Raw genomic sequence first — 24,297 nt, 5'->3', positions numbered from 1 at the left:
TTCCCCCTTCCTATCCTACCTTCTTCGAGCGGTAATTTCCTTTCCTCTCTACCATACTTTTGATTATCAATGTAGCAACGGCGAATAGCGACATGAGCGAAGCTACGGCAAAAGCAGCTGTGAATTGGTATTCATTATAGAGAATTTCAATATGGAGAGGCATTGTATTCGTCAAGCCCCGGATATGCCCGGACACGACCGACACTGCCCCGAACTCCCCTATTGCTCTTGCATTGCAAAGGATGATGCCATAAAACAAGCCCCATTTACTATTCGGTAGAGTCACCTTCAAAAAGGTTTTCAAGCCTCCCGCTCCAAGAACGATCGACGCTTCCTCCTCTGATGACCCCTGGCTTTGCATGAGAGGGATCAACTCGCGTGCAACAAAAGGGAACGTCACGAAGAGTGTAGCCAAGACAATTCCCGGCACGGAGAACAAAATGGCCATATTATTTTCCAGCAACCACGGGCCCAGTGCGCTGTTCTGCCCGAATAGCAAAATAAAGAGTAAGCCTGCAATCACAGGTGAAACCGCAAAAGGCAAATCGATAAGTGTAATCAGGATATTTTTCCCTCTAAATGAATATTTGGAAATAGCCCATGCAGCGGCAATGCCGAATAGTGCATTCAATGGGACAACAATGAATGTGACAAGCAAGGTCAGCTTGATTGCGGCAAGCGCATCCGGATGTGTAATAGATGCCAGATAAAGGCCTGCACCCTTTTCGAAAGCTTTCGCAAAAATTGCGATAAGCGGCAAAATGAGAAACAGAACTAAAAACAATACGGCCAGTAAAATCAAAACCAAACGGATACCAAGCGGCTCTGTATTAGAATATCGGCCAACCTTTGCCGATTTGGTCATTTCTGCCGAAACCTGCATCTTGATTTCCCCCCTTTTAGTGCATGAATTTTCTGCTGGCCGCCCATTGCAGCAGATTAATGGACAATAGAATAAGAAACGTGGCTATCAGCATGACAGCTGCAATCGCGGTCGCTCCTGCATAATCGTATTGCTCCAGTTTTGTCATAATGATCAAAGGTGTGATTTCTGTCTTAAATGGCATATTGCCGGAAATGAAAACAACAGATCCATATTCCCCCAAAGAACGTGCAAATGATAAAGCAAAACCAGTCATTACAGCTGGAAGCAACTCAGGCAACATCACTTTATAGAAAGTCCGTAAACGCGTCGCACCCAGCAGTGCAGACACCTCTTCCACTTCCTTATCGATATTTTCAAGTACAGGCTGCACAGTGCGGACAACAAACGGCAGTCCGATAAAGATGAGCGCGACTATTATGCCAAGCGGTGTGAAAGCGATTCTGAAGGAAAAGAATTGACCGATCCAACCATTTTCTGCATACAAGGTGGCCAAGACAATTCCTGCTACTGCAGTCGGCAGTGCAAAAGGCAAATCAACAAGGGCATCCATCACCCGTTTCCCCGGAAAATCATATCTCGTCAACACCCAAGCGATCAACACGCCAAATACCCCATTTACAAAAGCAGCAGCGAATGCTGTGCAAAAGCTTAACCCATAAGAAGCTACAGCACGTTGGCCGCTGATGGTTTCCCAAAATCCATGCCAGCCAAGAGATGTGGACTGAATGAATACCATGGATAAGGGGATTAATACAATGACGGCGGTATAAAGGACGGTGAATCCCATAGTCAAACCAAAGCCCGGCAATACAGAACGCCTCCGGCTTGTTTTCCATACATTTTTCATACTGGCATTCCTACTTTCCAAGCGGTCCCCACGTTTGGAACGGCAGTGGTTTCCTTATTTCTTATAAATTTGATCGAACGTGCCGCCATCATCAAAATGTGTTTTTTGAGCCTTTGACCAGCCTCCGAATGGATCATTGATTGTCACAAGCTTTATTTCTGGAAAGATGTCTTTATATTTCTTCAAAATGTCTTTGTTACGGGGGCGGTAATAATGTTTGGCTGCAATCTCCTGTCCATCATCACTGTATAAATAATCCAAATAAGCTTCCGCCACTTTTTCTGTTCCTTTCTTACGGGCCACTTGATCGACCACAGCAACAGGGGGCTCTGCCAAAATGCTGATCGAAGGTGCAATGATTTGAAATTGGTCCTTGCCAAGCTCATTGATGGACAAGAAGGCCTCATTTTCCCAGGCGATCAGAACATCTCCAATTCCCCTTTCCACAAAAGTTGTTGTAGCTCCCCTGGCACCGGAATCAAGGACGGCTACATTTCCATAAAGCTTCTTCATAAATGTTTGTATCTTCGATTTATCATCTCCATATTGATTCTCTGCATATGACCAGGCAGCCAGATAATTCCAACGGGCGCCTCCCGATGTTTTCGGATTGGGAGTAACAACCGATACATCTTTTCTGATTAGATCATCCCAATCCTTAATATGCTTAGGGTTTCCTTTCTTAACCAAAAAAACGATGGTTGATGTGTAAGGGGTTGAATGGTCCGGCAGCTTTTCTTCCCAGTTTTTATCAAGCAGGCCTTTATCAGCTATTTCATCGATATCATATGCCAGCGCCAATGTGACAAGATCTGCCTGCAAGCCATCTATTACTGCACGCCCCTGTTTGCCCGAACCGCCGTGTGACTGCTGCACCTCTACCTCTTGCCCTTTTTCTTTTTTCCAGTGCTTCGCGAATGCTTCATTGTATTCCTGATACAACTCACGTGTCGGATCATATGAAACATTCAGCAGCCTAACCGATTTATTGGAAGAATGATCCTCTGTGGATTGTTTCCCGCCCACGCTACCCGATGTACCGCAGGCTGATAACCCACCCGCCAAAAGAACGAGCACACATGCCAATCTCCATTTCTTCATTTTCTTCCCCCTATCTTCTGATTAATTGGTTATAAGCTGTGAGGTAAAAAAGAAAAGGCTCCGGACCAAGGGTACAGCAGCTTAAGCACACTGCTTCATCCCTGATCTGGAGCCTTCGGTTTACCGATCAGCCAGATATTTCAAACTTATACATTACTATATTATCCAGTATTCCTAGTTGTCAACTATGATTTAAAAATTATTCAAAATATCCGCATATTGTCGGAATTATTATTTTAATAAAAGTAGTTTATATATTATAATTTTATCAATCAGCAGTGTCACGTTCGACCATTCTATATCGGCGGGAACTCGCCAATTCAAGAGAAAAATGAGGGAAGAAAAAAATGACAGCACCGGAAGAAACCAAGCAGTACATACATAAAGATGAAGTACTGGCCGCCATTAACCGTACATTGGCCATGATTGAATTTGATACGGAAGGAAATGTACTCTGGGCGAATGAAAACTTTGCCCGTACCATGCACTACCGTGTCGAAGAACTGCCGAACATGCAGCACAAACAATTTTGCAGACCCGATTTTTACAATAGTCCGGACTATAAAGAATTCTGGAGAACACTCTTGAACGGCAAGCCGATTCAACAGAAGGTGGACCGCATCAATAAACATGGTGGCACCGTGTGGCTGGAAGCGACCTATACTCCCGTATTGGACAAAGCAGGAAACATGCTGGGAGTTGTGAAGGTGGCGACCGATATCACTGCACGGGAGCAGCACCTGTCAGATGTCACTAATCAATTGCTTGACATGTCTTCCCAACTTCAAAGCCGTGCAGCAGAAGGCATGGATAGCTTACAGGCGATTAGCCAAGCTGCTGATCAATTGGTCGGGCAATCAGAGAAAAACCTGTCTGGATTGGAGCACTTGAATAAACAGGCACATGATATTCATGCATTCGTAAAATCGATAACGGATATTTCCAAGCAAACGAATATCCTCGCCATCAATGCAGCAATCGAGGCGGCTAGGGCAGGTGTCCATGGAAGAGGTTTCAATGTGGTGGCCGATGAAATCCGTAAATTATCAGACCGGGTGCAGAATGCCATCCAGGAAATAAAATCGTTGGTGGACCACATTACAACAGAAGTCGATCATGTAAGTAGTTCCACCCGCATTTCCAAAGAAGGTGTCGTAGGTGCAAAAGCGCTGAGTGATAAGGCGATCATGGAATTTAAAGAAATTGATGAAGCCGCAAAAATATTGACAAAAAAGACGGATGAATTTAAGGATTTCCTATAACGGCATATACTTAAACCCCTCTGCACAAATTGCAGAGGGGTTTTCAGCCTTAATGGTATCCGTTTTGCCCATTTGCCGAGCTGGACGTTTTATGCTTCGGTTGGGATTTCCCTTTTTGTTTGTTCCCATTATCATTTTTTGTTTTTTTATGATTGGACATTTAGATACCTCCATAAGATGTTTGAGTGCGGCCTCTTGTATAGTATGGACGGATTAAATGTACTTATGTTAGGGAAAAAAAGGGTAACGATAAATGCTCTAGATTGTCTTTAATGCTTGTCTAGAGAATGCAATGTTCCTTTACTTATGCCGCCAAGCCTCCAAATAGTGATACCTTCAATCCCCTCTTGTTCTACAATCTTTATCCACTTGCTTACCGTTTTGTGATCGGCATACCAAATTGTATGGGAAGAACCTCGATTATCCTTATAATCAAAATATAAGCTTCCGCTATCCGGATCCCTTTTTGGCTTTGCAGTGCTGTTTTTTGCCCTTTCAATAGCTTCTTTTTCGGTAACAGCGCTCACTGATTCATCATCCTTATTCCAGTCAAACCCTCCAACCGATAAGGCGATAATTGGCTTTCCTGGGAGCTGATTCATTTTATTTGCCAATTTGATTAAGAAATCTTTATCCGCCTTTGGACCTGGACCGCTGTGGGCTCCATAAAGATTATACGCCATCATTGAATAAGTGGGACCTTCCGGAAGTGATAATGTTTCAATAGGCGCCTTGGATTCTAAGACAATTCTCAACATCTTTCCCTGTTCCTTCAAGACATCATATAGTTCATGATAAAAAAGGCAAACATTGTTCCAGTCGGCTTTTTCTATATTTTCATAATCAATTTCCACTCCGTCGAATCCATATTCTTCAGCAGCTGAAACAATTTCGTCAATATGCTGTTTCCTTGTGTCTTTAGATGCTACTAATCGGCTAATTAAATGGGGATCTTTCTGTATAACTGCCCCATCATTCTCAAAACGATCATTTACCACCGTCATATAGACTGCTTGCAGCTTTGAATCAACGGTACTTTGGATGATTTCTGGCATTGCCTCATCAAACTCCCTTGTGAACATGAGGCGATCCGATTCATCGAAATACCCTGCAAATAGTTGAATACTCGTAAAGGTATTAGGAACTTCAAGAAAATCTTTAAGTCCTGCTTTCCATTGCCAGTCGACCAACCATGCAGAAATTTCAGTGTTTCCTTTACCTCTACTAACATCTTTTTGCATAATAAGCCAGAATACAAAAAATATGACCAGAACGAGCAGGATGGTGATTGCAATGATATAGCTATTGCGCTTTTTCGATTTATTCATGACTATTGGCTCTCTTCCCCTTTATAGCAGGTTAGAACGTATCAATTGCCCAATCAATGGAACGATTATACCATTCTGTTATCTTACTAATGAATTTTTCCACTCCCGATGGCTTACTGTTGAATACTTCATACTCGTTTCCGTTTTTATGTGCCTGAATGATTAAATTATCAAAAACCCCGTCATATATATTATCTTCTTCACTTTTTTCATGGGCTTCAGATCCAAGAGCCACTCCACCCTTTGATAAGGAGGAATCCAATTTCACTGTTTTGGAAAGTGTATCGCCATCAACTTTTATGGTTACTTTTTGATTTTCGATATCAATCTTCAGATTTCTCTTTTTTTGTATATTTAGAGGATAATCCTCTTCCTCCCTCCGTACTCCAGCTACTGATTGTTCGCGAGTATACGTGGTTGCTTTTTCTAGGGCAAGGTCCTTATCCTCCCATTTAATTACGGGTAATTTATTAGTATATAAACGTTCCACCTTCTTGCCTTGCATTTTTTGATCAATTTCAATGACATTATTATTTAGCGTTACACGAAGGAATGAATTCTTTTTTCTATCATAGCGCATATAAATAGACTGTTTTCCAACAACATTGCCTATTAAATCGACGTTCAGTTGAAAATTTTTGAGGTCTTCCTTCTTTTTCAGTAAAAGGAGTCCTTCACTTCCAGGAGTTGACGTCAAAGCAATTTTGCTATTTTCAAACTCGGCAGCTCCTTTTAATTCATCCCACTTCTTCGCTTTATTGGGATCGCCATTAATAAACTGGACTCTTTGCTTAGTGTCTTTTTTTATCTTCATCAACAGATGATTTGTATACCAATAAGGTTGAGGCTGTACTCTCGTTAAATCGTATAAAACCCCTTTTCTGTCATTCAACATATTCCCTTCCCGATTGAAATTCATATTAAATGTAGACTTAATTTCTTCATTATTGACATCTTCAACTAAACGGTTCATGCCGTTATTCAAAGCGTTTGCATGCATAATCATATAAAGTCCCGGTACGGAACCTAAAGAATCTTTATAAACGTTTCTCATTGCTGAATAATCTTTACGAATTCTATGTTCCATTTCTTTTCTATTTTCAGTTGGAATCATATTCTCATCTCGGATAAAATCCATTAAATAATGATTATAGTGACCAATTTTAGTTTTATTGGATATTTCCTCCTCTGTCTTTTCACCTAAAAAATAGCCATCCTTATCGAACACATTTATATATGATAGACGGTAGCCATTAGTCCCCAATTCCCAATAGCCTGTCTTCTTCATCCTAAGCATTTCTTTTGCTTGTACAAATTTATTGTCCTTTACTCCCATTTTGTTGGCATAGGAGAGAAAGGTGGCTTTATAATTGAACTTTTCAAGCAAAGGGTAAGCGTAGAGACTTGAATCATTGCGTCCATCCTCAAAAGATAAGAACAGCGCTTTAGCAGGCAAAGGCTTCCCCTTATGATAAAAATCAAGAATATCCGATTGAGAAATAGTCTGATATCCTTGATCATGTAAGGCTTCCAACTGTTTCTCAAGCTGTTTCTTAGCGATTAACTTCGGTGAACCCGTACGATCTACTCCAAAATAAGATAAAGCAATGAAGCCATTCTCGTTATGCCAATTATTTTTATTTGGTTCCTTATACTTATTAGGATGAAACAAAGCTTGGAATAATAGATACCCAATAATAATCAAAATGATTATCTGCAGTATCACCTTCGTTTTTTTCATCCTATCCTTCCGGCGATAATCGAGAGCATCATCTATATGTTGTCTTGCCATTATATAGCTTCCTCTCTATAAGAAATCAAAGATGTTACGTTAAATCGACAATCCTTTTTTATTTTTTGCATTTTTATCAGCTTTTTTATTTTTCGCTTCAATATCCTGAGGCGTTTCCCTTGTACCCCATGTTGACTTCCAAAACGTAACCCAAGCGACAGGCATCTGCCATAGAAGCACAAATTCGTAAAAAATACAGAAAACAAATCCAAATACCCACAATTTGCTTTTCTTAAAGAATAAGTGAGCCAAACTCATTAATAGTGCCATTAATAGTAAACCCATCAAGAAGGTTTTCGGAAATACGTGATAAAAAATAGGCACATAAACTAAATTATATAAAACAATAACAGGGGCAGCGATTGGGACGATGAGTCCTATATAGAAAAACAGGGCCATAAAAGGTTCTTTTCTCCAAATAAAACTTCCTGCCCTCAATGATTCCCTTAACCATGAACGTTTCCATCTCATTTGTTGTTTGAGAAAAACATGTGTATCGGATGGTACAATCGTTGAACAAATTGCCGTGTCCTGATAGCCAGTCCTATGCTCTTTCAAAATATAATTAGTCATACTTCTGTCATCCCCAAACGTTGCTGAATGTCCAAGAAACGTTTGATTTAGCCAAGCTTCTTCATTTTCAATAATTAAATTTTTCCGATAGCATGATAATGGCCCTGAAAGACAAGTAACGCTATCAAAGTACGATTCGGCCGCTTTCATAATTCGAAACGCGATATAATACCGAACCGTTTGAAGTTTTGTCAATGCATTGGTATACTTGTTTTCCACATCAGTTCTACCAGCCACTCCACCCATCTTGGGATCCTGAAAAGGTTGAACCAAATTTTTGATAGCCATTGAATCCAAAAAGCTATCGCTATCCACGAAGGTGACTAAATCAAATTTAGCCATTTTGACCCCTTCCACCAGAGCAATACGTTTCCCTCCATTTTCTGGCAAGAGAATCATCTTTAACCGTTCTTTCGTTAAATATCTACCAGCCTCTTTATGGATTAAATCAACCGTTTTTTTAATCTCTTCCTGAGAACCGTCCGTAGAACAGTCATCAACAATAATCACTTCTAATTTATCAACTGGATAATCTTGATTTAAGCAACTTATAATCGTTCTGCTGATCCATTCTTTTTCGTTGAAACAAGGAATAATGATACTTACCCCTGGAGTATAATCAGGATTGATTGGTACATCTCTGAACAAAGCACCAAACATATAACGCGTTAATAAAAAGGCAGCTGCGATTAAGCTATACAGATACAGTAACCAATTGTATTTAAAATAGATAATACTTTCTGCCCTCATCAACATAACCAACAAAACGACAATGAATAAGAACGCGCTGGCAGTATAAACGGAATAACCCCAACGTTTCTTTTGAAAATACTCTGTTAAAGGTTTCACAAACTCGAATGCCAGCATATACTTTTCATTGTTTCCATCTCGTTCCGTATACACTCTTATTGTAAAAGCCCCTGTTTTTACTTTTGAATCGAATCCTTCAGGCATACTGCCAGAAGGTATGTCAAATTCTAATTTAACCTTATCACCAATATCAATTTCATTACTATTTTGGCTAAATTCAATTAACACTCCAGTAGATGAAATATCAACTGCCCTGCCTTGCAGACTTTTTTTTCGTTTAGTGCCTATCGTAAGTTTTACTGGAAAATCGACTTCGTAACGCATACTATTCATTCGCACTTGATACGCATCATTTGGGTCTGTCCCATTATGAAAGTCATTTGCTGATTGATACTTAATTCCTCTTCGATCCTTGAGGTTCCTTACGTGTTCCGGGTCGGGAACACTCGATAAAATTCTTCTATCTGGACGTGGATTGCTAAGTATTTCTTTATTTTTCTTCTTTTTCTTATTTTCCTTATTTTCCTTCTTTTTTATCACCGTGAGCTTCCTCCAATCCCTTGATTAAAGTCGCCAGTAATAATAACCATTCTCTTGAAACTCTTCTTTATTGTATGCCCCTTTTATATCAATCAATAGTTTTGGCTGCGTTCTATCAAACATTCTTTCAAAGTCAGCTATATCCATTTCTCTGAATAGCTGATGCGGAACAGCAATTACTATAATATTCATATTCTTCATATCTTCCATTTCGCATAAATCTATATCATATTCTTTTTGTACATATTCTTGATCAGCTAATGGATCCATTACCAATGGATGTATATTATATGCTTTTAATTCATCAATGATATCTTTTACTTTCGTATTTCGAATATCAGGGCAATCTTCTTTAAATGTTATTCCCAGAATCCCTACTTTCAAATTTGTACTGTCCATTTTTAGCCGAACCATCTGTTTAATGATATGTTGTGAAATATAAGCACCCATTCCATTGTTTATTTGACGGCCGGCCATAATGATTTTAGAACTATATCCATTCTCTTCAGCCCTATAGGTCAAATAGTATGGATCAATCCCGATGCAGTGCCCTCCAACTAAACCTGGTTTAAAAGGAATGAAATTCCATTTTGTTCCTGCTGCATTTAACACTTCTTGGGTATCGATTCCCATTTGGTGAAACATCATTGAAACTTCATTTAAAAATGCGATATTAATATCCCTTTGTGCATTTTCTACAACCTTTGCAGCTTCTGCTACTTGAATACTTTGCGCTTTAAAAACTCCCGCCCTAATGACAAGTGAATAAACGTTTGCAATCAAATCAAGCGCTTCTTCATTATTACCAGAAACAACCTTAACAATATTCTCTAACGTATTTACTTGATCACCAGGATTAATTCGTTCAGGAGAATATCCGTAGTAAAAATCCTTATCAGATTGTAATCCTGAATATTTTTCAAGGATTGGTACACACACTTCTTCAGTCACACCGGGATAAACGGTTGATTCATAAACGATTGTCGAACCATGCGGCATTTGTTTAGCTACCAACTCGCTTGCTTTTACGACATATGTAAGATCTGGTACATTGCCTTCCATTACAGGTGTCGGAACAGCTATTACATAGAATTTAGCTTCTTTCAAATCATTGGGATCCGATGTGAATACAACTGAGCAATTTTGTATTTCTTCATCATTGACCTCTCCCGAAATATCAATGCCATTTCTCAAGTCTTCAATTTTATTTCTATCAATATCAAACCCTATTACCTTTACTTTCTTAGAAAAACTCACTGCAATAGGTAAACCGACATATCCTAGGCCGATGACCGCCAGAGGTATGTTCTGGTCTAAAATCTGTTGATAAATCTCTTTTGTCATTCTGATCGACTCCTTATCTGTTATGGCACCTTAATAACATCAGTCATTTTAACAAACCGATAACCGTTTTGACGCAACTGTTCGATTGCCATCGGCAATGCTTCAATCGTATTTGTATCATCAAGAGTATGAAGAAGGATTACGCTTCCGTTTCTTGTCTGTTCCATTATAGAATTGACAATTTGAACAGCGCTTTTCTTTCTATCAAAATCTGTAGGTGTAACATCATAGTTTGAAATGGATGTATACCCTGTTGCTGCGATGATCTTTGCTTCCTTATCCGTAACAGCCCCGGTAGGCGGTCTAAGAAGCATTGTTGGTTTTGCCTGAATTGCTTCTGTAATCACACGGTGTGCTTTTACAATATCTTCTTGAATCTGAAGAGGTGTGCTTTTAGTAAATATAGGATGGCTATATGTATGGTTTCCTACATCATGACCACCCTCATAAATAGCTCTGGCCAAATTAGGATTTTTTTCAACTCCATCAGCTCTGAGAAAAAATGAAGCTTTCACATTATACTTCTCTAATATATTTAAGATCTTCGTTATTGTATAATCTGTTCCCCAGTCATCAAAAGATAGAGCTACTACTTTTTGACTAGTATTCATATGAGTATTTAAAGTGTATTGAACATTTTTGTAATTCAAATTGACCTTAGCGGCATCATAACCTGGAATTTGCTGCAATGGCTTTCTTTCATTTCCAATCGCCATTAAATTATCCACAGGTATAAATTCGTAACCTACATCCTTCGCCGCTTTAATAATCAAAGATAAACTAGCCAACAAATCTTTATTCTCTTCTGTATCAAGTGTAATAATGCCGCCTCTATTCATATATTTCCTTATGAAGTGTTGTTTTTCTAGAACAGTTTCATCTCGCCAGTTATGAAGAAATAAGCTATTCCCTATAACTGCTTTTTGGCCATTATGAGCAGTTGCCAGCTGAATCTTCTCATTATAATCACCTTCAACAGTCCGGACATATTTTGGTTTGACTCCTACTTTTTCTTCTATGACTTTATTCGCTAAGTGAATCTCTTTGTATATATCTTCATAACTATACTTACTCATATCCTGACCATTTAGAGTATTGTTCTCGATTTCATGTCCCCTTTTCTTTATTTCAAGAGCAATTTCCGGCTCCTCGGCAACACGCATCCCTGGTAAAAAGAAGGTGGCCTTAAGTCCACTCTGATCCAATAAGTCAAGTACTTGTTCCATCGTATCCGAATCTCCCATACCATTAAATGTAAGGGATAATACTGGCTTAGTCGTATACACCATTGAAACAGCTTTACTTTTATTTCCTTTATAGGTTCCAATAGATTGCTCAGGTTTCTTTTTAATCTCTTTATTCTCAGAAGACTCACTATTTTTTTGTAACATGCTACAGCCAGCCAATATAAATAGTACAAAAAAAATACATGTGATATTCAATACCTTTTTAATTGATGTCCGAGAAGAACCTTTCGCATTATTCCTTTTCTTTATAAACATACCTATTTTTGACCCCCTCTCTTTCATTAATCGAATGGGAAGCATATAAAAGCTTACAAACAATTTTCAAACGCGTCCCTAAGAACCAATACTTTTTACCTACCCAATATAATAGAACTTAAATGTTTTTTTTAATAATTCAGTTACTATTACTATTATTTTTGAAATTTACACATAATTCACACATACTTTTTTGGATTATAGCTAAATCCTTACAACCTTGTAAGGCAATTGAAACATCAATCGATATTTGATTTCGCCGAATAGACGTACAATTCAATTATCAAATTCAAAGGAGATTGATTGTGATGGGTACAGTCTTAACGGTGGACCATATCGAGAAAAGATACGGCAAAATAGGAATGGTTTCCAAGGCGATTGACAACATTAGCTTCACTGTGGAGGAAGGAGAATTTGTCGGGATCATGGGACCATCGGGAAGCGGAAAGACAACGCTGCTGAATTGTATTTCTACGATCGATACGGTCACAGCAGGAAGCATCCTCATAAAGGGCCAGGATATCACCAGGCTGAAAGCAGGGAAACTTGAGAAATTCCGCAGGGATGAATTGGGTTTCATCTTCCAGGATTTCAACCTTCTCGACACATTGACAGCTTATGAAAATATCGCGATTGCTTTAACCATACAAGGCAGAAAATCAGAAGAAATTGACCAATTGGTAAAAAAAACAGCAGAGACTTTAGGAATATCCGAAGTGCTTCATAAGTTCCCTTATGAAATGTCAGGAGGGCAAAAACAAAGAGTAGCCTCTGTCCGTGCAATAGTGACGGATCCCTCCATCATATTAGCGGATGAGCCTACAGGAGCTCTGGATAGCAAATCATCCACTCTATTGCTTGATTCCTTCGAGAAGCTGAATAAAGAATTGAACGCAACCATCCTAATGGTCACTCACGATGCGTTCACGGCAAGTTATGCACATAGGATCCTTTTCATTAAAGACGGCACGATCTACACGGAATTAGTGCGCGGAAACAGAACAAGAAAAGAATTCTTTCAAATGATCATTCAAGCCGTCAGCGAACTTGGAGGTGAATCCAATCATGTATTTTAAACTGGCATTCCGAAATGTAAAAAGAAGCATCTCTGACTACTTGATCTATTTTTTGACATTGACATTTGCAGTCTGTATTTTCTACAGTTTCAATTCCATCTCTGCCCAAAAGGCCATGGCAGATCTCTCGGAAAATAAGACCCAAACAGTGGACAGCTTAATGCTGCTTTTATCGTATGTATCCGTATTTGTGTCAGTCGTCCTCGGATTTCTCATTTTATATGCAAATAATTTCTTGGTAAAACGGAGAAAAAAAGAATTAGGGCTTTATATGACACTGGGGATGGGAAAATATAAAATTTCCCGCATCCTGGTAAGCGAAACAGTATTTGTGGGCATTCTGTCATTAGCTGCCGGCCTTGGCGCAGGAATAATTGCTTCACAAGGATTATCCTTTCTGACCGCTAAGATGTTTGAAGTTGATGTGACAAAGTATCAATTCGCTATTTCAAAAGAAGCACTCGGGAAAACCATTCTCTACTTCGGCATTATTTATGTAATGGTCATGCTGTTCAATACCATAACGATCACAAGATATAAGCTAATAGACCTTTTGACCGCTTCAAGAAAAAATGAGAGCTTGAAGGTACGGAAAACATGGGTATCTGTCTTATTATTCATTCTATCGCTCGCTCTTTTGGCTACTTCTTACCAGCAAATTATGAAGAATGGACTGTTTTCAGGAGGAAATACGGTTTTAGTTTGTGTCCTGCTTGGTGTGGCGGGGACATTCCTGTTTTTTATGTCATTATCCGGATTTGCTTTAAATCTGATTAAACGCAACAAAAAAATGTATTACAGTAATATCAATATGTTCATACTGCGCCAGATAAACTCAAAGGTGAACACTACCTTTTTATCTATGTCCGTCATTTGCATCATGCTCTTTTTCACAATCGGTGTCTTATCGACAGGATTCAGCATTAAGACTTCGATGGAAAAGGGGCTTGATGTCTCTACCCCGTATTCGGCATCTGTCTTTACGATTTCTCCAACAGAAGAGGCAGCCGCAAAAGACATTAAGGAAATATTGACGCAGTACAAGGTAGATACTGCAGCGTATGGCAAACAATACAGTTTCAATACGTATAATACAGGTATTAACCAAATTCCATTATTGGAAAAGTACCAGGATAAACTGGCCGGCCAATTGACGAAAGGCGTAACATCCATGCCTTTAATCGCCATTAAGCAATCCGATTATTAGCAACTGGCAAAACTGCAGGGCAAAAAACCAGTCAATATTCCAAATGACTCAGTATGGCTGTTTTATAATATGGAGAATTTCCATAAAACAGTCGACAAACTTGTCGATGAACAAAAAAGCCTGACCATCAATGGTAAGCCATTCAACATCATCAACAAACAGGCCGACACATTTTCATATACCAATAATTATACACCGACCGATTCGCTTGCTATTGTATTGCCTGATGACGCAGTAGCTGGCATGACTGCCTATCAATCCATTTGGAATGTAAACTATGACCAGCGCATAGAAGAGCATGATAAAAAGATTATGGGTACATTCGATGGGTTGAGCTGGGGACCTGACATGCAAAAAAGGGGATATCCGATTTATGGGATTACTAAAACCGCGGCATACGACAGCGCTGTAGGAAATTCAACCATCTTTGTCTTTCTTGGCATCTATTTAGGGACCATTTTCCTAATTGCATGTGCAGCTGTCCTTGCCCTCCAGCAATTATCTGAGGCAAGCGATAATGCAGAACGATATTTGATGTTGAAGAAGATTGGAGTACCGGATAGAACGATTAACCGATCTATCTTCAAGCAAATTGCCATCTACTTTCTGATGCCGCTTTCGTTAGCGATCGTACATTCATTTTTCGGCATTAAAGTTGTCAATGCAGCAGTGATGCTCTTTGGAAAAATAAGTGTGTTAGTCCCTTCACTCATTACAGCAGCTGTACTTATCCTCGTATACGGCGGCTACTTCCTGGCCACCTATGCAGGGTATAAAAAAATCGTAAAGTAACAATAGAAAAACCAGGTTCCTTTAATCAGGACCTGGTTTTTCCATTAAGCATAAGAATGCAATCCGGCAATGACCAAATTGACGAAAATCAAATTAAACATGATGATAGCAAACCCGATTACTGCAAGCCATGCGGATTTCTCTCCATGCCATCCTTTGGATAAACGAAGATGCAGGAACGCAGCATAGAAAAGCCATGTGATGAGCGCCCACACCTCTTTCGGATCCCAGCCCCAGAAACGTGTCCAGGCAATCTGTGCCCAAATCATTGCAAAGATCAACGCACCTAATGTAAAAACGGGAAAGCCGATCAGGACGGAACGGTAGCCGACCTCATCCACCAAATCAAGATTAATATTGCGTACCAAAGGCTGGAGTACAGCTCCGATCCGTTTGCGGAAGATAAGCCTTAACAAAATATAAAGCACTATGCCTACTCCGAATGACCACAACACTGTATTGACCTTCTTAGCGTTCAAGATGGATGGCAGCTCAATCCACGGCTCCATCACATCTTTGGTCGTCAAAACCCCTTCATGTGGAGAAACAAGCGGGGGCAACGTATAATGGGCAACCGCATCCTCACCCTTCTTATCGACATAATTGAAGTCCGCCTTATAACCATCGATAGCAAAAACAGACGAAATGATGATAAACCCTACTGCAATGACTAATGAAAAGACAACTGCCTCAAGCCAAAATGTTTTTTTGCTTTTTCTGGATTGGTCAATATGTTTAATCAAATACAATAAACCGGCGGCGAAAGAAATAGCAAGGATCGCCTGCCCTGCAGCTGCGGTCGATACATGTACTTGTAGCCAATAGCTCTGCAGTGATGGCACAAGCGGTGTTATGTCCCTTGGGAACATGGCTGCATATGCGATGATCAATATAGCGATAGGCAGCGTGATTAAGCCCAGTGCGTTTACCCGGTAAATAAAAAAGATGATGATAAAAGCCCCAACCAGCATCATACCGAAGAACGTAGTAAATTCAAACAGATTGCTGACCGGTGCATGCCCGGAAACGATCCAACGGGTGACGAAATACCCAAGCTGCGATAAAAAGCCAAGGATTGTCAATAGAATTCCGATCTTCGACCAATTATTCATTTTGTCGGAGACTTGCTTGCGTTTATCCTTAATGGCTCCCCCGAAAAATAAGGTCGCGACCAAATATAATAAAAATGCAATAAATAAAAGATTACCGCTCAGTTCCGCCATTCTGTATTCCCCCTATTTTGAAGATTCACTCTTTTGAAGGCGATCTTCCGGCTCATTCCATCCGAAACCATCGATTGTTTTGGATATATCCCTTTTCAAGCCATGCCAATTTTTGTTCGTATGCGCTGCAATCAACAATTTGCCATCTTTTTTCTGTATCCATATTCTTCGGTGATGCCAATAGGCTCCTTGGATGACACCTACCATAAAAATAAATCCACCGATGATGAGGAACGGAATCGTCAAATCCTTCCGGACCGTCAAAGCGGTTACATTTTTGGTATCGACGCCTGCAAAAGCCATTTTGTATTCATTATCGGCAGATCCTTCGATGGTTTTCTTGATGGCGACGAAGCTCACTTCGCCCTTCGGTTTATCTGGGGTGTACATTTTGAAGACAAAAGCAGGGTTGTTTGGCACTCTTGATTGTGTAGTTGGCTTTCCGTCATCCCCCATGATGAAATCAGGGAAATATTCAATCAACTCTACGGAATAGCCCTTGCCTAAATCGTACTTCTCTTTTGGATTATTCAGATCGACCTGAATCTGCCCGTATGAGGCATTGTCCGATTTTTTAGTCAAATCCAAGTACATCTTGTTCAACTCATTCAGTTTATAATTCACTTGATAGATAGCCAGATTGCCTATCTTCAGAGGTTCATTGACCCTGATGTTTTTCTCTTTGACTTGTTTCAGTTTCGGAGCTTCTCCGACGATTTCACCCGGTTGCCTTTCATATAGAATAGCATCGGTCTGAAAGTTTTTCGCAACCATTCCTCCACGGTCGATTGCTTTCGAGAAAACCTCTTTTTCTTTGTTTTTATCGTAGATTTCCATGATGAATTTTTTATTTTCGAGGAAGTATTGCCCTTTTGTGCCGGGGATTTGCTTTGTTTCCCCTTCCCTCAGCCATATCGATTTATCGAGATACATGCCCGGGACAAACCTGAGCATCCCCCCCACCAGAAAGATGATTAAGCCGATATGGTTTACATATGGGCCCCAGCGTGAAAAACGGTTTTTTTCAGCAAGGATGCTGCCATTGACCTCTTTCACTTTATATTTCGCTTGCTTCAGACGATCGGTAACTGCCTTGAAATCAGCCTCCTCCCCTTCCAATTCAGTGGAAGAAAAAAGCCTCTGCCTTTTAAGGAAACCTTCATTCCGGTCGGTCCGCTGTGTTTTTAATGCTCTATGTAAAGGAATGAATCGATCCAGACTGCATATGACAAGTGAAATGCCAATCGATGCAATCAGGATAAGGTACCACCAGGAACCATACAGTTCATGAAAACCGAGCTTGTAATAAAGATTCCCTAGGAACCCATATTCTTCTTTATAAAAAACACTCGGATCCGTATTCGGCGGTATGTACATTTTTTGAGGAAAAACAGTTCCCAATGCCGAAGCGATCAAGGTGACCACGATGAGCCAAACACCTACCTTCACCGAGGAAAAAAAGTTCCATATCTTATCGACGATTGTTTTTTTATATGTTTGGGATCTCCTCGCTGTGCCCTCGTAGCGCATATCCACAACTTCTGTTTCTTTTTGTTTCTCGTCCAGGACTCTCCCGCAGGATTCACAAAGGATCGTACCATGTGGATTCACATGACCGCATTCACATTTCACATCATTCATGTCTAAAACACCCCAATGTTATGGCTTTATCTTCTCAAAAAGCTCCTTCATATGATCAGGAAGGATGCCTCCCGTCTTCACATCGACAACCTTTCCATCTTTATTGATCAGATAGGTGGCAGGCAAATTATATACACCGTAAATTTGCTGGACCGCATCATCCTGATCCTTTAATATAGGGAATTGCAGCCCGAATCGGTCTCTGAAGTTTTTGACCGATACATCAGACTCCCCCACATTTACGGTGAGTACCTGCACCCCCTGCTCTTTGTACTGGGCATTCAACACATTCATGGCCGGCATTTCCTCTTCGCAAGGCTTGCACCAAGTTGCCCAGAAATTCAAAAAAACGCCTTGGCCTTTGAAATCTGACAATTTATACGATTTACCTTCCAAATCCTTTAATACAAAGTTTGGAGCCATATCCCCTTTGCTTACCTCTCCAGCTTTATCTTTGTTGAAATTCGCATATAGTGTGTAAGCAAGTGCAATCAATAAAACGGCAAGTATAACTGTCCTGACCGCAAGACGCCGTTTTTTCTTATCCATGTTTATCTCCCCCAGCATGCACTTTACCGCCATTATAGCATTTAACAACATCTGTATAATGTTTACAAAAATGAAAGTTGTGTGAAATTTATCTATTATTTTCCATTGGAGGTAGCCATCACTCTCAATTGCTTGACTTCATGAGGTGTAAGCTCCCTGGCATCTCCCGGACGAAGCCCTTTCAGAGTCAGGAATCCATATTGCTCCCTTTTCAATTTCATAACCGGATGCCCGATTGCATCAAACATTCTGCGGACCTGGCGATTACGGCCTTCATGGATGGTAATCTGGATGATGGACGTATTTTTCTTTTTGTCTGTTGAAATGACTTTGACCTTAGCGGGCGCTGTCATCCCATCCTCCAATTTAACCCCATAAATCAACTTCTTCAGTTGTTCCCTCATTGGGATGCCTTTCACTTTTGCTACATATACTTTGTCCACTTCGTTTTTGGGGTGCATCAGTAAATTGGCGAATTCACCGTCGTTTGTCATAATAAGCAGGCCTGATGTATCGTAATCAAGGCGTCCGACAGGATAAATCCGTTCCTCGATCAGCGGGAAGAAATCAGTCACTACTTTTCTCTTCTTATCATCCTGCACAGCTGAAATAACCCCACGCGGCTTATTCAGAATGAAATAGACAGGGACTTCGCTTTCAAGAGGCACACCATTAACCTCCACTTTATCATTGGGGCCGACCTTTGTTCCCAAAGTGGTGACCACTTGTCCGTTAACTTTCACTTTCCCATCTAAAATCAACTCTTCGGCTTTACGACGTGACGCGACGCCGGAGTGTGCTATAATTTTTTGCAATCTTTCCATAATTTCTCACCTCTTACATATTACTGCTTGTTTCACAAATAAACAAGCGATATACAATTATGTCATATTCCTGCCGAAAAGCAAAAACAATCTTTCAGCTTTTCGCAAATATAGACAATTACTGCTTTTATCAAGCTAACATAGGATAGTGTTACTATACAAGCATAAAAAAAAGATGGGACAGGAGCTCTTGTCAGAAATCCCGCCCAACCTTTTCTATTAATATCCAAATATAAAAATAACCGCCGTTATTGCTGCGATTAATCCGACTAAATCAGCTAACAGGCCTACTTTGACTGCATCACCCATTTTCCTGATGCCGACTGCTCCGAAATAGACGGTCAGCACATAAAAGGTTGTATCTGTACTGCCTTGTATGGTTGAAGCTAATCTACCGATTAAAGAGTCAGGGCCGAAAGCTGCCATCAAGTCGCTAGTCAGCCCCAAGGCAGCGTTGCCTGATATGGGCCTGATTAAGGCAAGCGGCACAATTTCTGAAGGAATCCCTATTATTGAGAACAAGGGCTTAAACAAACCAACCAGCGCATCCATTGCCCCTGAAGCCCTAAAAACAGATATGGCGGCCAGCATCCCAACCAAATAAGGAATAATTGAAAAAGAGATAGTGATCCCTTCTTTCCCGCCCTCTACGAAACTTTCATAGGTCGGCACTTTTTTATACGTACCATAGAGAAGGATTCCGCCAATCAACAATGGAAGGATAAATGTGGAAAGCAGCATTAAAGAATCCATCTTTATTTCCTCCTCCCTTTCCTGCTTCTTCTAATATAAAAATAACGGTCGATCAATATCCCGCCTATCATACTCACAGTAGTGGCGAGCAAGGTCGTAATGACTATATCGGTCGGATTGGAGCTATGGTGGGTCATACGCAGTGCAATAACGGTAGTCGGTATAAGGGTTATGCTAGATGTATTGATCGCCAGGAACGTAATCATCGAACGGCTTGCTTCATCTTTCCCTCCATTAAGTGCCTTAAGCTGCTCCATTGCCTTAATGCCAAGCGGTGTTGCCGCATTGCCGAGACCGAACGTATTCGCCATCATATTTGATAAAATATAGCCAAGCGCTGGGTGATCCGGCGGAACATCCGGAAATAATTTGCAGATAATCGGCTTAAAGAAAGAGGCAAGTTTATTCAATAACCCTGAATCCTCCGCAATTTTCATTAAACCCAGCCAAAAAACCAGAACACTCATCAACCCCAGTGAAATCGTGACAGCATCTCCCGCCGCTTTGAATAATGCCGTATTGACATCTTCCATTTTTCCGTTAATCAAAGCAAAAACATAGCCGATGATGAACATGGCTCCCCAAATATAATTAACCATTCCGCTTCAAGTCCAAAATCATCAGAAATGTTTTGCCCCATTCTTCAAGAAAACTTGTTTTCTTGTGGCGCTCCAACCCCCGGTAAAAAATATTCCTTGTACCGATCGGCTCTCCATTTAATTCCAATGTTGCTTTTCCAACTATCGAAGGCATTTGCCCTTCCTTTGACCAATCCTTCCTTGGCTTCAGCAATTTAATGTCAATGGAGGTCCTTTCTTGCTCGTCTGCCGTTAATGGATAATAAAATGGCTGCTTATAAACGACCTTTTTTTTATAATACGCGGAAGAGATCCCTTTAATATAGCCTTTTGACACCATCCTGGTCAGTGTATAATGCTTAAAACCATAATCAAATAAATTCATATGGTCCTTCCAATCATCTCCGTCATTCAATGTCACAGCAATGAGATCCATCCCATCCTTATTCGCCGTTGAGACTAAGGTTCTTCTGGCAAGCTTAGTGAAGCCTGTTTTCCCCCCGGTGGAATACCTGTACATAGTCAGCAGCTTGTTCTTATTTTTCCAGGAATAGTCCCATGCCTCGTTCGGATTGGGTGCACGGTGGTTTTTGGTTGAAGCAATCTTGGCATAGGAAGGGTTCGCCATCGCATACCTTGTCAATAATGCCATGTCGTACGCAGAAGAATAATGCTTCTCCGTATTATCAAGCCCGTGCGGATTGGAGAAAGAAGAGTCCTCCATACCCAGCTCCTCCGCTTTTTGATTCATCAAAACAGCGAAGCCTTCTATGCTGCCACCGATATATTCCGCAATGGCAGTCGCTGCATCATTTCCGGATCGCAGCATGAGCCCGTACACTAAATCTTCAAGCTTCATTTTTTGGCCGGGCTTCAAATAAAGGGATGAACCTTCCGCTCTCGAAGCAGCCTCACTTACCTTCACCGAATCATTCATTTTGCCAGATTCGATGGCGAGGATAGCAGTCATGATTTTTGTTATACTGGCAATTCGTTTTCTTTCATGCGCTTTCTTTTCAAATAAGACCCTTCCGCTTTTTTGCTCCATCAAGACCGCGTTCACTGCAGACACAGAGACGGCGGTTGGCTTGGATTTGGCTGCACTAGCATGGCTCAGGGGAACCAGCATCGAGGAAAGCAGCAAAACAGCAAATAAAATAAAGACCCATTTCTTCACAGCCATGAAGTACCTCATCCTTTTTTTCGTTTTGTACAAGTGTATGCGGCTGGACAAGTGTTATGACAAATAACAAGGCCAAGACGGAATCATACAGCCAACAAAAAAGGGATAACCGTTCGAACCGGAATCCCTCTTTACTGAAAAATCATGAAATGTACTAGCAGTCTTTTATTAAAAAGGAGGCCATTGGAGCTTTTGCGCCTTTTGGAACCTGTCAGCCACTCCCGGCCAATTGACAATATTCCAGAACCGGTCTACATAATCTCCTTTCTTATTCTTGTATTGCAGGTAATAAGCATGTTCCCATACATCAAGCACCAATAATGGAATGGTGTCCCATTGAGTCAAAATCATATGCAGCTGTGTCTGCAAAATTTCAAGCCGGCGCGATCTCGGTGACCAGACGAGGATGGCCCATCCGACTCCCGTCACTTGTTTAGCAGCTTCTGAAAACTGTTTTTTAAAGGCACTATAGCTGCCGAAATCCTTTACAAGCTGATGGAGCAATGGCCCATGAGGTTCTCCGCCGCCATTAGGGCTCATATTTTCCCAAAAAATACAATGTAAATAATGTCCTGACCCATTGAAAGCTGCTTCAGATTCCCAATGCTTCAGCAAAGAAAAATCGCCGCTCTCTCTTGCTTTTCTCATCATATTTTCAGCCTTGTTTAAGCCATCGACATATGCCTGATGATGCTTATCATGGTGAAGCCTCATAATTTCTTCGGATATATAGGGTTCCAATGCGTTATATGGATATGGCAACGGCGGCACTGTATGCTGGCCGATTGGAACGCTTAACTGCCTCGATTCATAGTCATCTATTTCTTCCCTGATCAGCTCTTCTATCCTCTTTACCTCATTTTGAAGCCCGACTATTTCTTCTTCGGTCGTAAACTCTTTCTCTAATGCCTTTTCAATGGATGCCAACTGCCCTTCAACAATACCGCCCGCTATGCTCCGCTCTGTTAAATACCTTTTGACATCCTGCAGCCACGTCTGTACCTGTTTGACATAATCAGTGAATACTGCCATTTCATCGCCTCCCTCTTCACTACTATGTAAAAGGTACCTGTCTCATTCCCCTAACTCCCATGCAGCCTTGATTTCCTAGCGTCCTGCTTATTCATTGATTTTTAGAAATCAAACCGCCACTGATAAAAAGAACGCATCCCTCTGCTATTGACCAACATTAAGAAGTGCCATAATTGTTCAAAGTTTCAAATAGATGGTTTCATTTCTTTATACATCTGGGTAAGCCATGCAGCTTATGGAAACGAGCGTATTGAAGCAGTTACAGGGAGCGATAGCAGAGTCACTGGACATATTGGTTGGCAAACCCATCAACACAAAAAGCAGCGGACCATCCGATCAGGTCCACTGCCCCTAAAAATTCTAGTAAGCTGCATTATTTTGATTGGAGCATTTTGGTACGGTAGTCCGTCTCATAATACTCCAGTTCCTCGCGGATATTCTGGAAACTGCCTTCTAAATCCTTAATGAGTGAAGAAAAGGAAGCTGGTACTGGATGATGATACTTAATGGAATTTTTTCCTGTGTATGCAGAACGGCTGTCTTCAAACCATGCATCATTTTTTGGAGAGAAGAATTCTTCAATACACTGATGGAATACTTTATACAGTGTTTTCTCAGCGGCTCCTTTGTGGAAGGGACTGTTGCTTAAAACAATTTTGCACGCGTCAAACCCTTCTTCACAATAAACGGCTAGCCTTCTTACCGTAGCCAGTAAACTCGTATAATAGGCTTCATCGCCGCTTTGTTCCTCAAGAAGCATATGAATGGTCGTATTATTTAAATAGCTGCCGATCCTTTCCACGCTTTCCCCCAAAAAACTCTTCACTTCTTCAAGCTGTAACTGTACCATACTATTTCCCACGTTTGGTCATCCTCCTAAATTTGTTTCCTTTCCTCCTGGATCTAGTAAACTCCCAGTTGGTAGGTCCGTTCTGTCTCAATGCAGCGCATCATATGCTCGATTTCCTCGTAATCCACTTTGGCGCAATATTCCATCAATTCTGCTTCCGAAAAGATATACATCCTTTTTCTAGTTTGGCGTTCACTATTTTTCAGCAAGCAAAGCAGTGCAACAATATCCCTGAAAAATATATCCCTCTTTCCGATTCGAAACAACGGGTTGCTTGAATAGGGGACAAATTGGCCAAAATTCTCTTCAAAGTAGCGAAGATATGTTACATGCAAGGTTCTTTCTTTGCTGCCGGTTTGAAAAACGACCTCAGACGCATTAAAGAATTCTTCAGGGGATGTTTGCTTGGCTTTGACTAACTCATATCCCCTGCATTGCTTAATCCACACATGCATTCCCCCATCACTATCATACTCTTTGAACAGCAAAACAACCTATCCATCCGCCCAGTTCCAGAGGAAGAATAATTCCTGGCAAGGAAACGGACATGTCATACGCTTTGACCTGTCGTATTCGTCCTTATAAAAAAAACGAATAAACGCAT

The 24,297-nt window shown here is 40.7% G+C and carries 22 protein-coding genes; 4 read left to right on the top strand and 18 right to left on the bottom strand.

Annotation, left to right across the window (positions count from 1 at the left end; translation table 11 throughout):
• Positions 1-10: 10 nt before the first annotated feature.
• The 3 genes from cysW to ABC357_RS05525 are packed head-to-tail and all read right to left on the bottom strand — an operon-like array spanning position 11 to position 2,834.
• Entirely contained in the window at positions 11-883 is an 873-nt protein-coding gene (gene cysW / locus ABC357_RS05535; RefSeq protein ID WP_412886544.1) for a sulfate ABC transporter permease subunit CysW, read from the bottom strand.
• Between the two features lie 16 nt (positions 884-899).
• Complete coding sequence (gene cysT / locus ABC357_RS05530; RefSeq protein ID WP_412886543.1) at positions 900-1,733, bottom strand: sulfate ABC transporter permease subunit CysT; 834 nt, start codon at positions 1,731-1,733, stop codon at positions 900-902.
• Positions 1,734-1,787: 54 nt separating this feature from the next.
• The gene (locus ABC357_RS05525) at positions 1,788-2,834 is read right to left on the bottom strand and encodes a sulfate ABC transporter substrate-binding protein (protein WP_412886542.1); all 1,047 of its coding nucleotides are present in this window, start codon (positions 2,832-2,834) and stop codon (positions 1,788-1,790) included.
• 347 nt (positions 2,835-3,181) lie between these two features.
• On the opposite strand from ABC357_RS05525, the gene ABC357_RS05520 reads away from it, so the two are divergent.
• Positions 3,182-4,096 (top strand): methyl-accepting chemotaxis protein, encoded by a 915-nt coding sequence (locus tag ABC357_RS05520; RefSeq protein ID WP_412886541.1) that lies wholly within the window; start codon positions 3,182-3,184, stop codon positions 4,094-4,096.
• Between the two features lie 269 nt (positions 4,097-4,365).
• Here ABC357_RS05520 and ABC357_RS05515 read toward each other — a convergent pair whose 3' ends face one another.
• From ABC357_RS05515 to ABC357_RS05495, 5 genes are read right to left on the bottom strand one after another with little or no spacing between them, the layout of a single operon-like run.
• The gene (locus tag ABC357_RS05515; RefSeq protein ID WP_412886540.1) at positions 4,366-5,424 is read right to left on the bottom strand and encodes a glycosyl hydrolase family 18 protein; all 1,059 of its coding nucleotides are present in this window, start codon (positions 5,422-5,424) and stop codon (positions 4,366-4,368) included.
• Between the two features lie 31 nt (positions 5,425-5,455).
• Positions 5,456-7,216, bottom strand: coding sequence for a polysaccharide deacetylase family protein (locus ABC357_RS05510; RefSeq protein ID WP_412886539.1), 1,761 nt, complete (start codon positions 7,214-7,216; stop codon positions 5,456-5,458).
• Positions 7,217-7,255: 39 nt separating this feature from the next.
• Positions 7,256-9,139, bottom strand: a complete 1,884-nt coding sequence (locus ABC357_RS05505) for a glycosyltransferase (protein WP_412886538.1) — start codon at positions 9,137-9,139, stop codon at positions 7,256-7,258.
• Positions 9,140-9,163: 24 nt separating this feature from the next.
• Positions 9,164-10,483, bottom strand: coding sequence for a nucleotide sugar dehydrogenase (locus ABC357_RS05500; RefSeq protein ID WP_412886537.1), 1,320 nt, complete (start codon positions 10,481-10,483; stop codon positions 9,164-9,166).
• Between the two features lie 20 nt (positions 10,484-10,503).
• A complete protein-coding gene (locus ABC357_RS05495) occupies positions 10,504-11,985 on the bottom strand; it encodes a polysaccharide deacetylase family protein (protein ID WP_412886536.1) in 1,482 nt (493 codons plus the stop codon).
• A 308-nt stretch (positions 11,986-12,293) separates the two neighbouring features.
• Between ABC357_RS05495 and ABC357_RS05490 the strand changes: the two genes are divergently transcribed.
• The 3 genes from ABC357_RS05490 to ABC357_RS05480 all read left to right on the top strand — a co-directional run bounded on the left by ABC357_RS05490 (position 12,294) and on the right by ABC357_RS05480 (position 15,060).
• Positions 12,294-13,061: an ABC transporter ATP-binding protein gene (locus tag ABC357_RS05490; RefSeq protein ID WP_412886535.1), complete on the top strand. Its 768-nt coding sequence runs from the start codon at positions 12,294-12,296 to the stop codon at positions 13,059-13,061.
• Positions 13,051-14,268, top strand: coding sequence for an FtsX-like permease family protein (locus tag ABC357_RS05485; protein WP_412886534.1), 1,218 nt, complete (start codon positions 13,051-13,053; stop codon positions 14,266-14,268). The genes ABC357_RS05490 and ABC357_RS05485 overlap by 11 nt, the downstream gene beginning before the upstream one ends.
• A gap of 69 nt (positions 14,269-14,337) precedes the next feature.
• On the top strand, positions 14,338-15,060 hold the full coding sequence (locus ABC357_RS05480; RefSeq protein WP_412886533.1) for an ABC transporter permease: 723 nt from the start codon (positions 14,338-14,340) through the stop codon (positions 15,058-15,060).
• Positions 15,061-15,104: 44 nt separating this feature from the next.
• Here ABC357_RS05480 and ccsB read toward each other — a convergent pair whose 3' ends face one another.
• From ccsB to ABC357_RS05430, 10 genes are all read right to left on the bottom strand, one after another.
• Positions 15,105-16,283, bottom strand: a complete 1,179-nt coding sequence (ccsB, locus tag ABC357_RS05475) for a c-type cytochrome biogenesis protein CcsB (protein WP_412886532.1) — start codon at positions 16,281-16,283, stop codon at positions 15,105-15,107.
• 12 nt (positions 16,284-16,295) lie between these two features.
• Positions 16,296-17,924, bottom strand: a complete 1,629-nt coding sequence (resB, locus tag ABC357_RS05470; RefSeq protein ID WP_412886531.1) for a cytochrome c biogenesis protein ResB — start codon at positions 17,922-17,924, stop codon at positions 16,296-16,298.
• Between the two features lie 18 nt (positions 17,925-17,942).
• The gene (resA, locus tag ABC357_RS05465) at positions 17,943-18,473 is read right to left on the bottom strand and encodes a thiol-disulfide oxidoreductase ResA (RefSeq protein WP_412886530.1); all 531 of its coding nucleotides are present in this window, start codon (positions 18,471-18,473) and stop codon (positions 17,943-17,945) included.
• Between the two features lie 95 nt (positions 18,474-18,568).
• Positions 18,569-19,297 carry a pseudouridine synthase gene (locus ABC357_RS05460; protein ID WP_412886529.1) on the bottom strand — a complete coding sequence of 243 codons (729 nt, stop codon included), beginning with the start codon at positions 19,295-19,297 and terminating at the stop codon, positions 18,569-18,571.
• A 219-nt stretch (positions 19,298-19,516) separates the two neighbouring features.
• Positions 19,517-20,050 carry a spore maturation protein gene (locus tag ABC357_RS05455; RefSeq protein ID WP_412886528.1) on the bottom strand — a complete coding sequence of 178 codons (534 nt, stop codon included), beginning with the start codon at positions 20,048-20,050 and terminating at the stop codon, positions 19,517-19,519.
• Positions 20,051-20,052: 2 nt separating this feature from the next.
• The gene (locus ABC357_RS05450) at positions 20,053-20,649 is read right to left on the bottom strand and encodes a nucleoside recognition domain-containing protein (RefSeq protein ID WP_412886527.1); all 597 of its coding nucleotides are present in this window, start codon (positions 20,647-20,649) and stop codon (positions 20,053-20,055) included.
• Positions 20,642-21,811 carry a D-alanyl-D-alanine carboxypeptidase family protein gene (locus ABC357_RS05445; RefSeq protein WP_412886526.1) on the bottom strand — a complete coding sequence of 390 codons (1,170 nt, stop codon included), beginning with the start codon at positions 21,809-21,811 and terminating at the stop codon, positions 20,642-20,644. The genes ABC357_RS05450 and ABC357_RS05445 overlap by 8 nt, the downstream gene beginning before the upstream one ends.
• A gap of 168 nt (positions 21,812-21,979) precedes the next feature.
• Entirely contained in the window at positions 21,980-22,843 is an 864-nt protein-coding gene (locus ABC357_RS05440) for a superoxide dismutase (protein ID WP_412886525.1), read from the bottom strand.
• Positions 22,844-23,216: 373 nt separating this feature from the next.
• Positions 23,217-23,705 (bottom strand): YpuI family protein, encoded by a 489-nt coding sequence (locus ABC357_RS05435; RefSeq protein ID WP_412886524.1) that lies wholly within the window; start codon positions 23,703-23,705, stop codon positions 23,217-23,219.
• Positions 23,706-23,746: 41 nt separating this feature from the next.
• A complete protein-coding gene (locus tag ABC357_RS05430) occupies positions 23,747-24,142 on the bottom strand; it encodes a hypothetical protein (protein WP_412886523.1) in 396 nt (131 codons plus the stop codon).
• Between the last annotated feature and the right edge of the window lie 155 nt (positions 24,143-24,297).

The organism is Bacillus kalamii (assembly GCF_047238185.1).
Lineage (GTDB): Bacteria > Bacillota > Bacilli > Bacillales > DSM-1321 > Bacillus_AD.
Note: the sequence above shows the minus strand (reverse complement) of the source record. Positions and strands in the feature narration are given on the sequence as shown.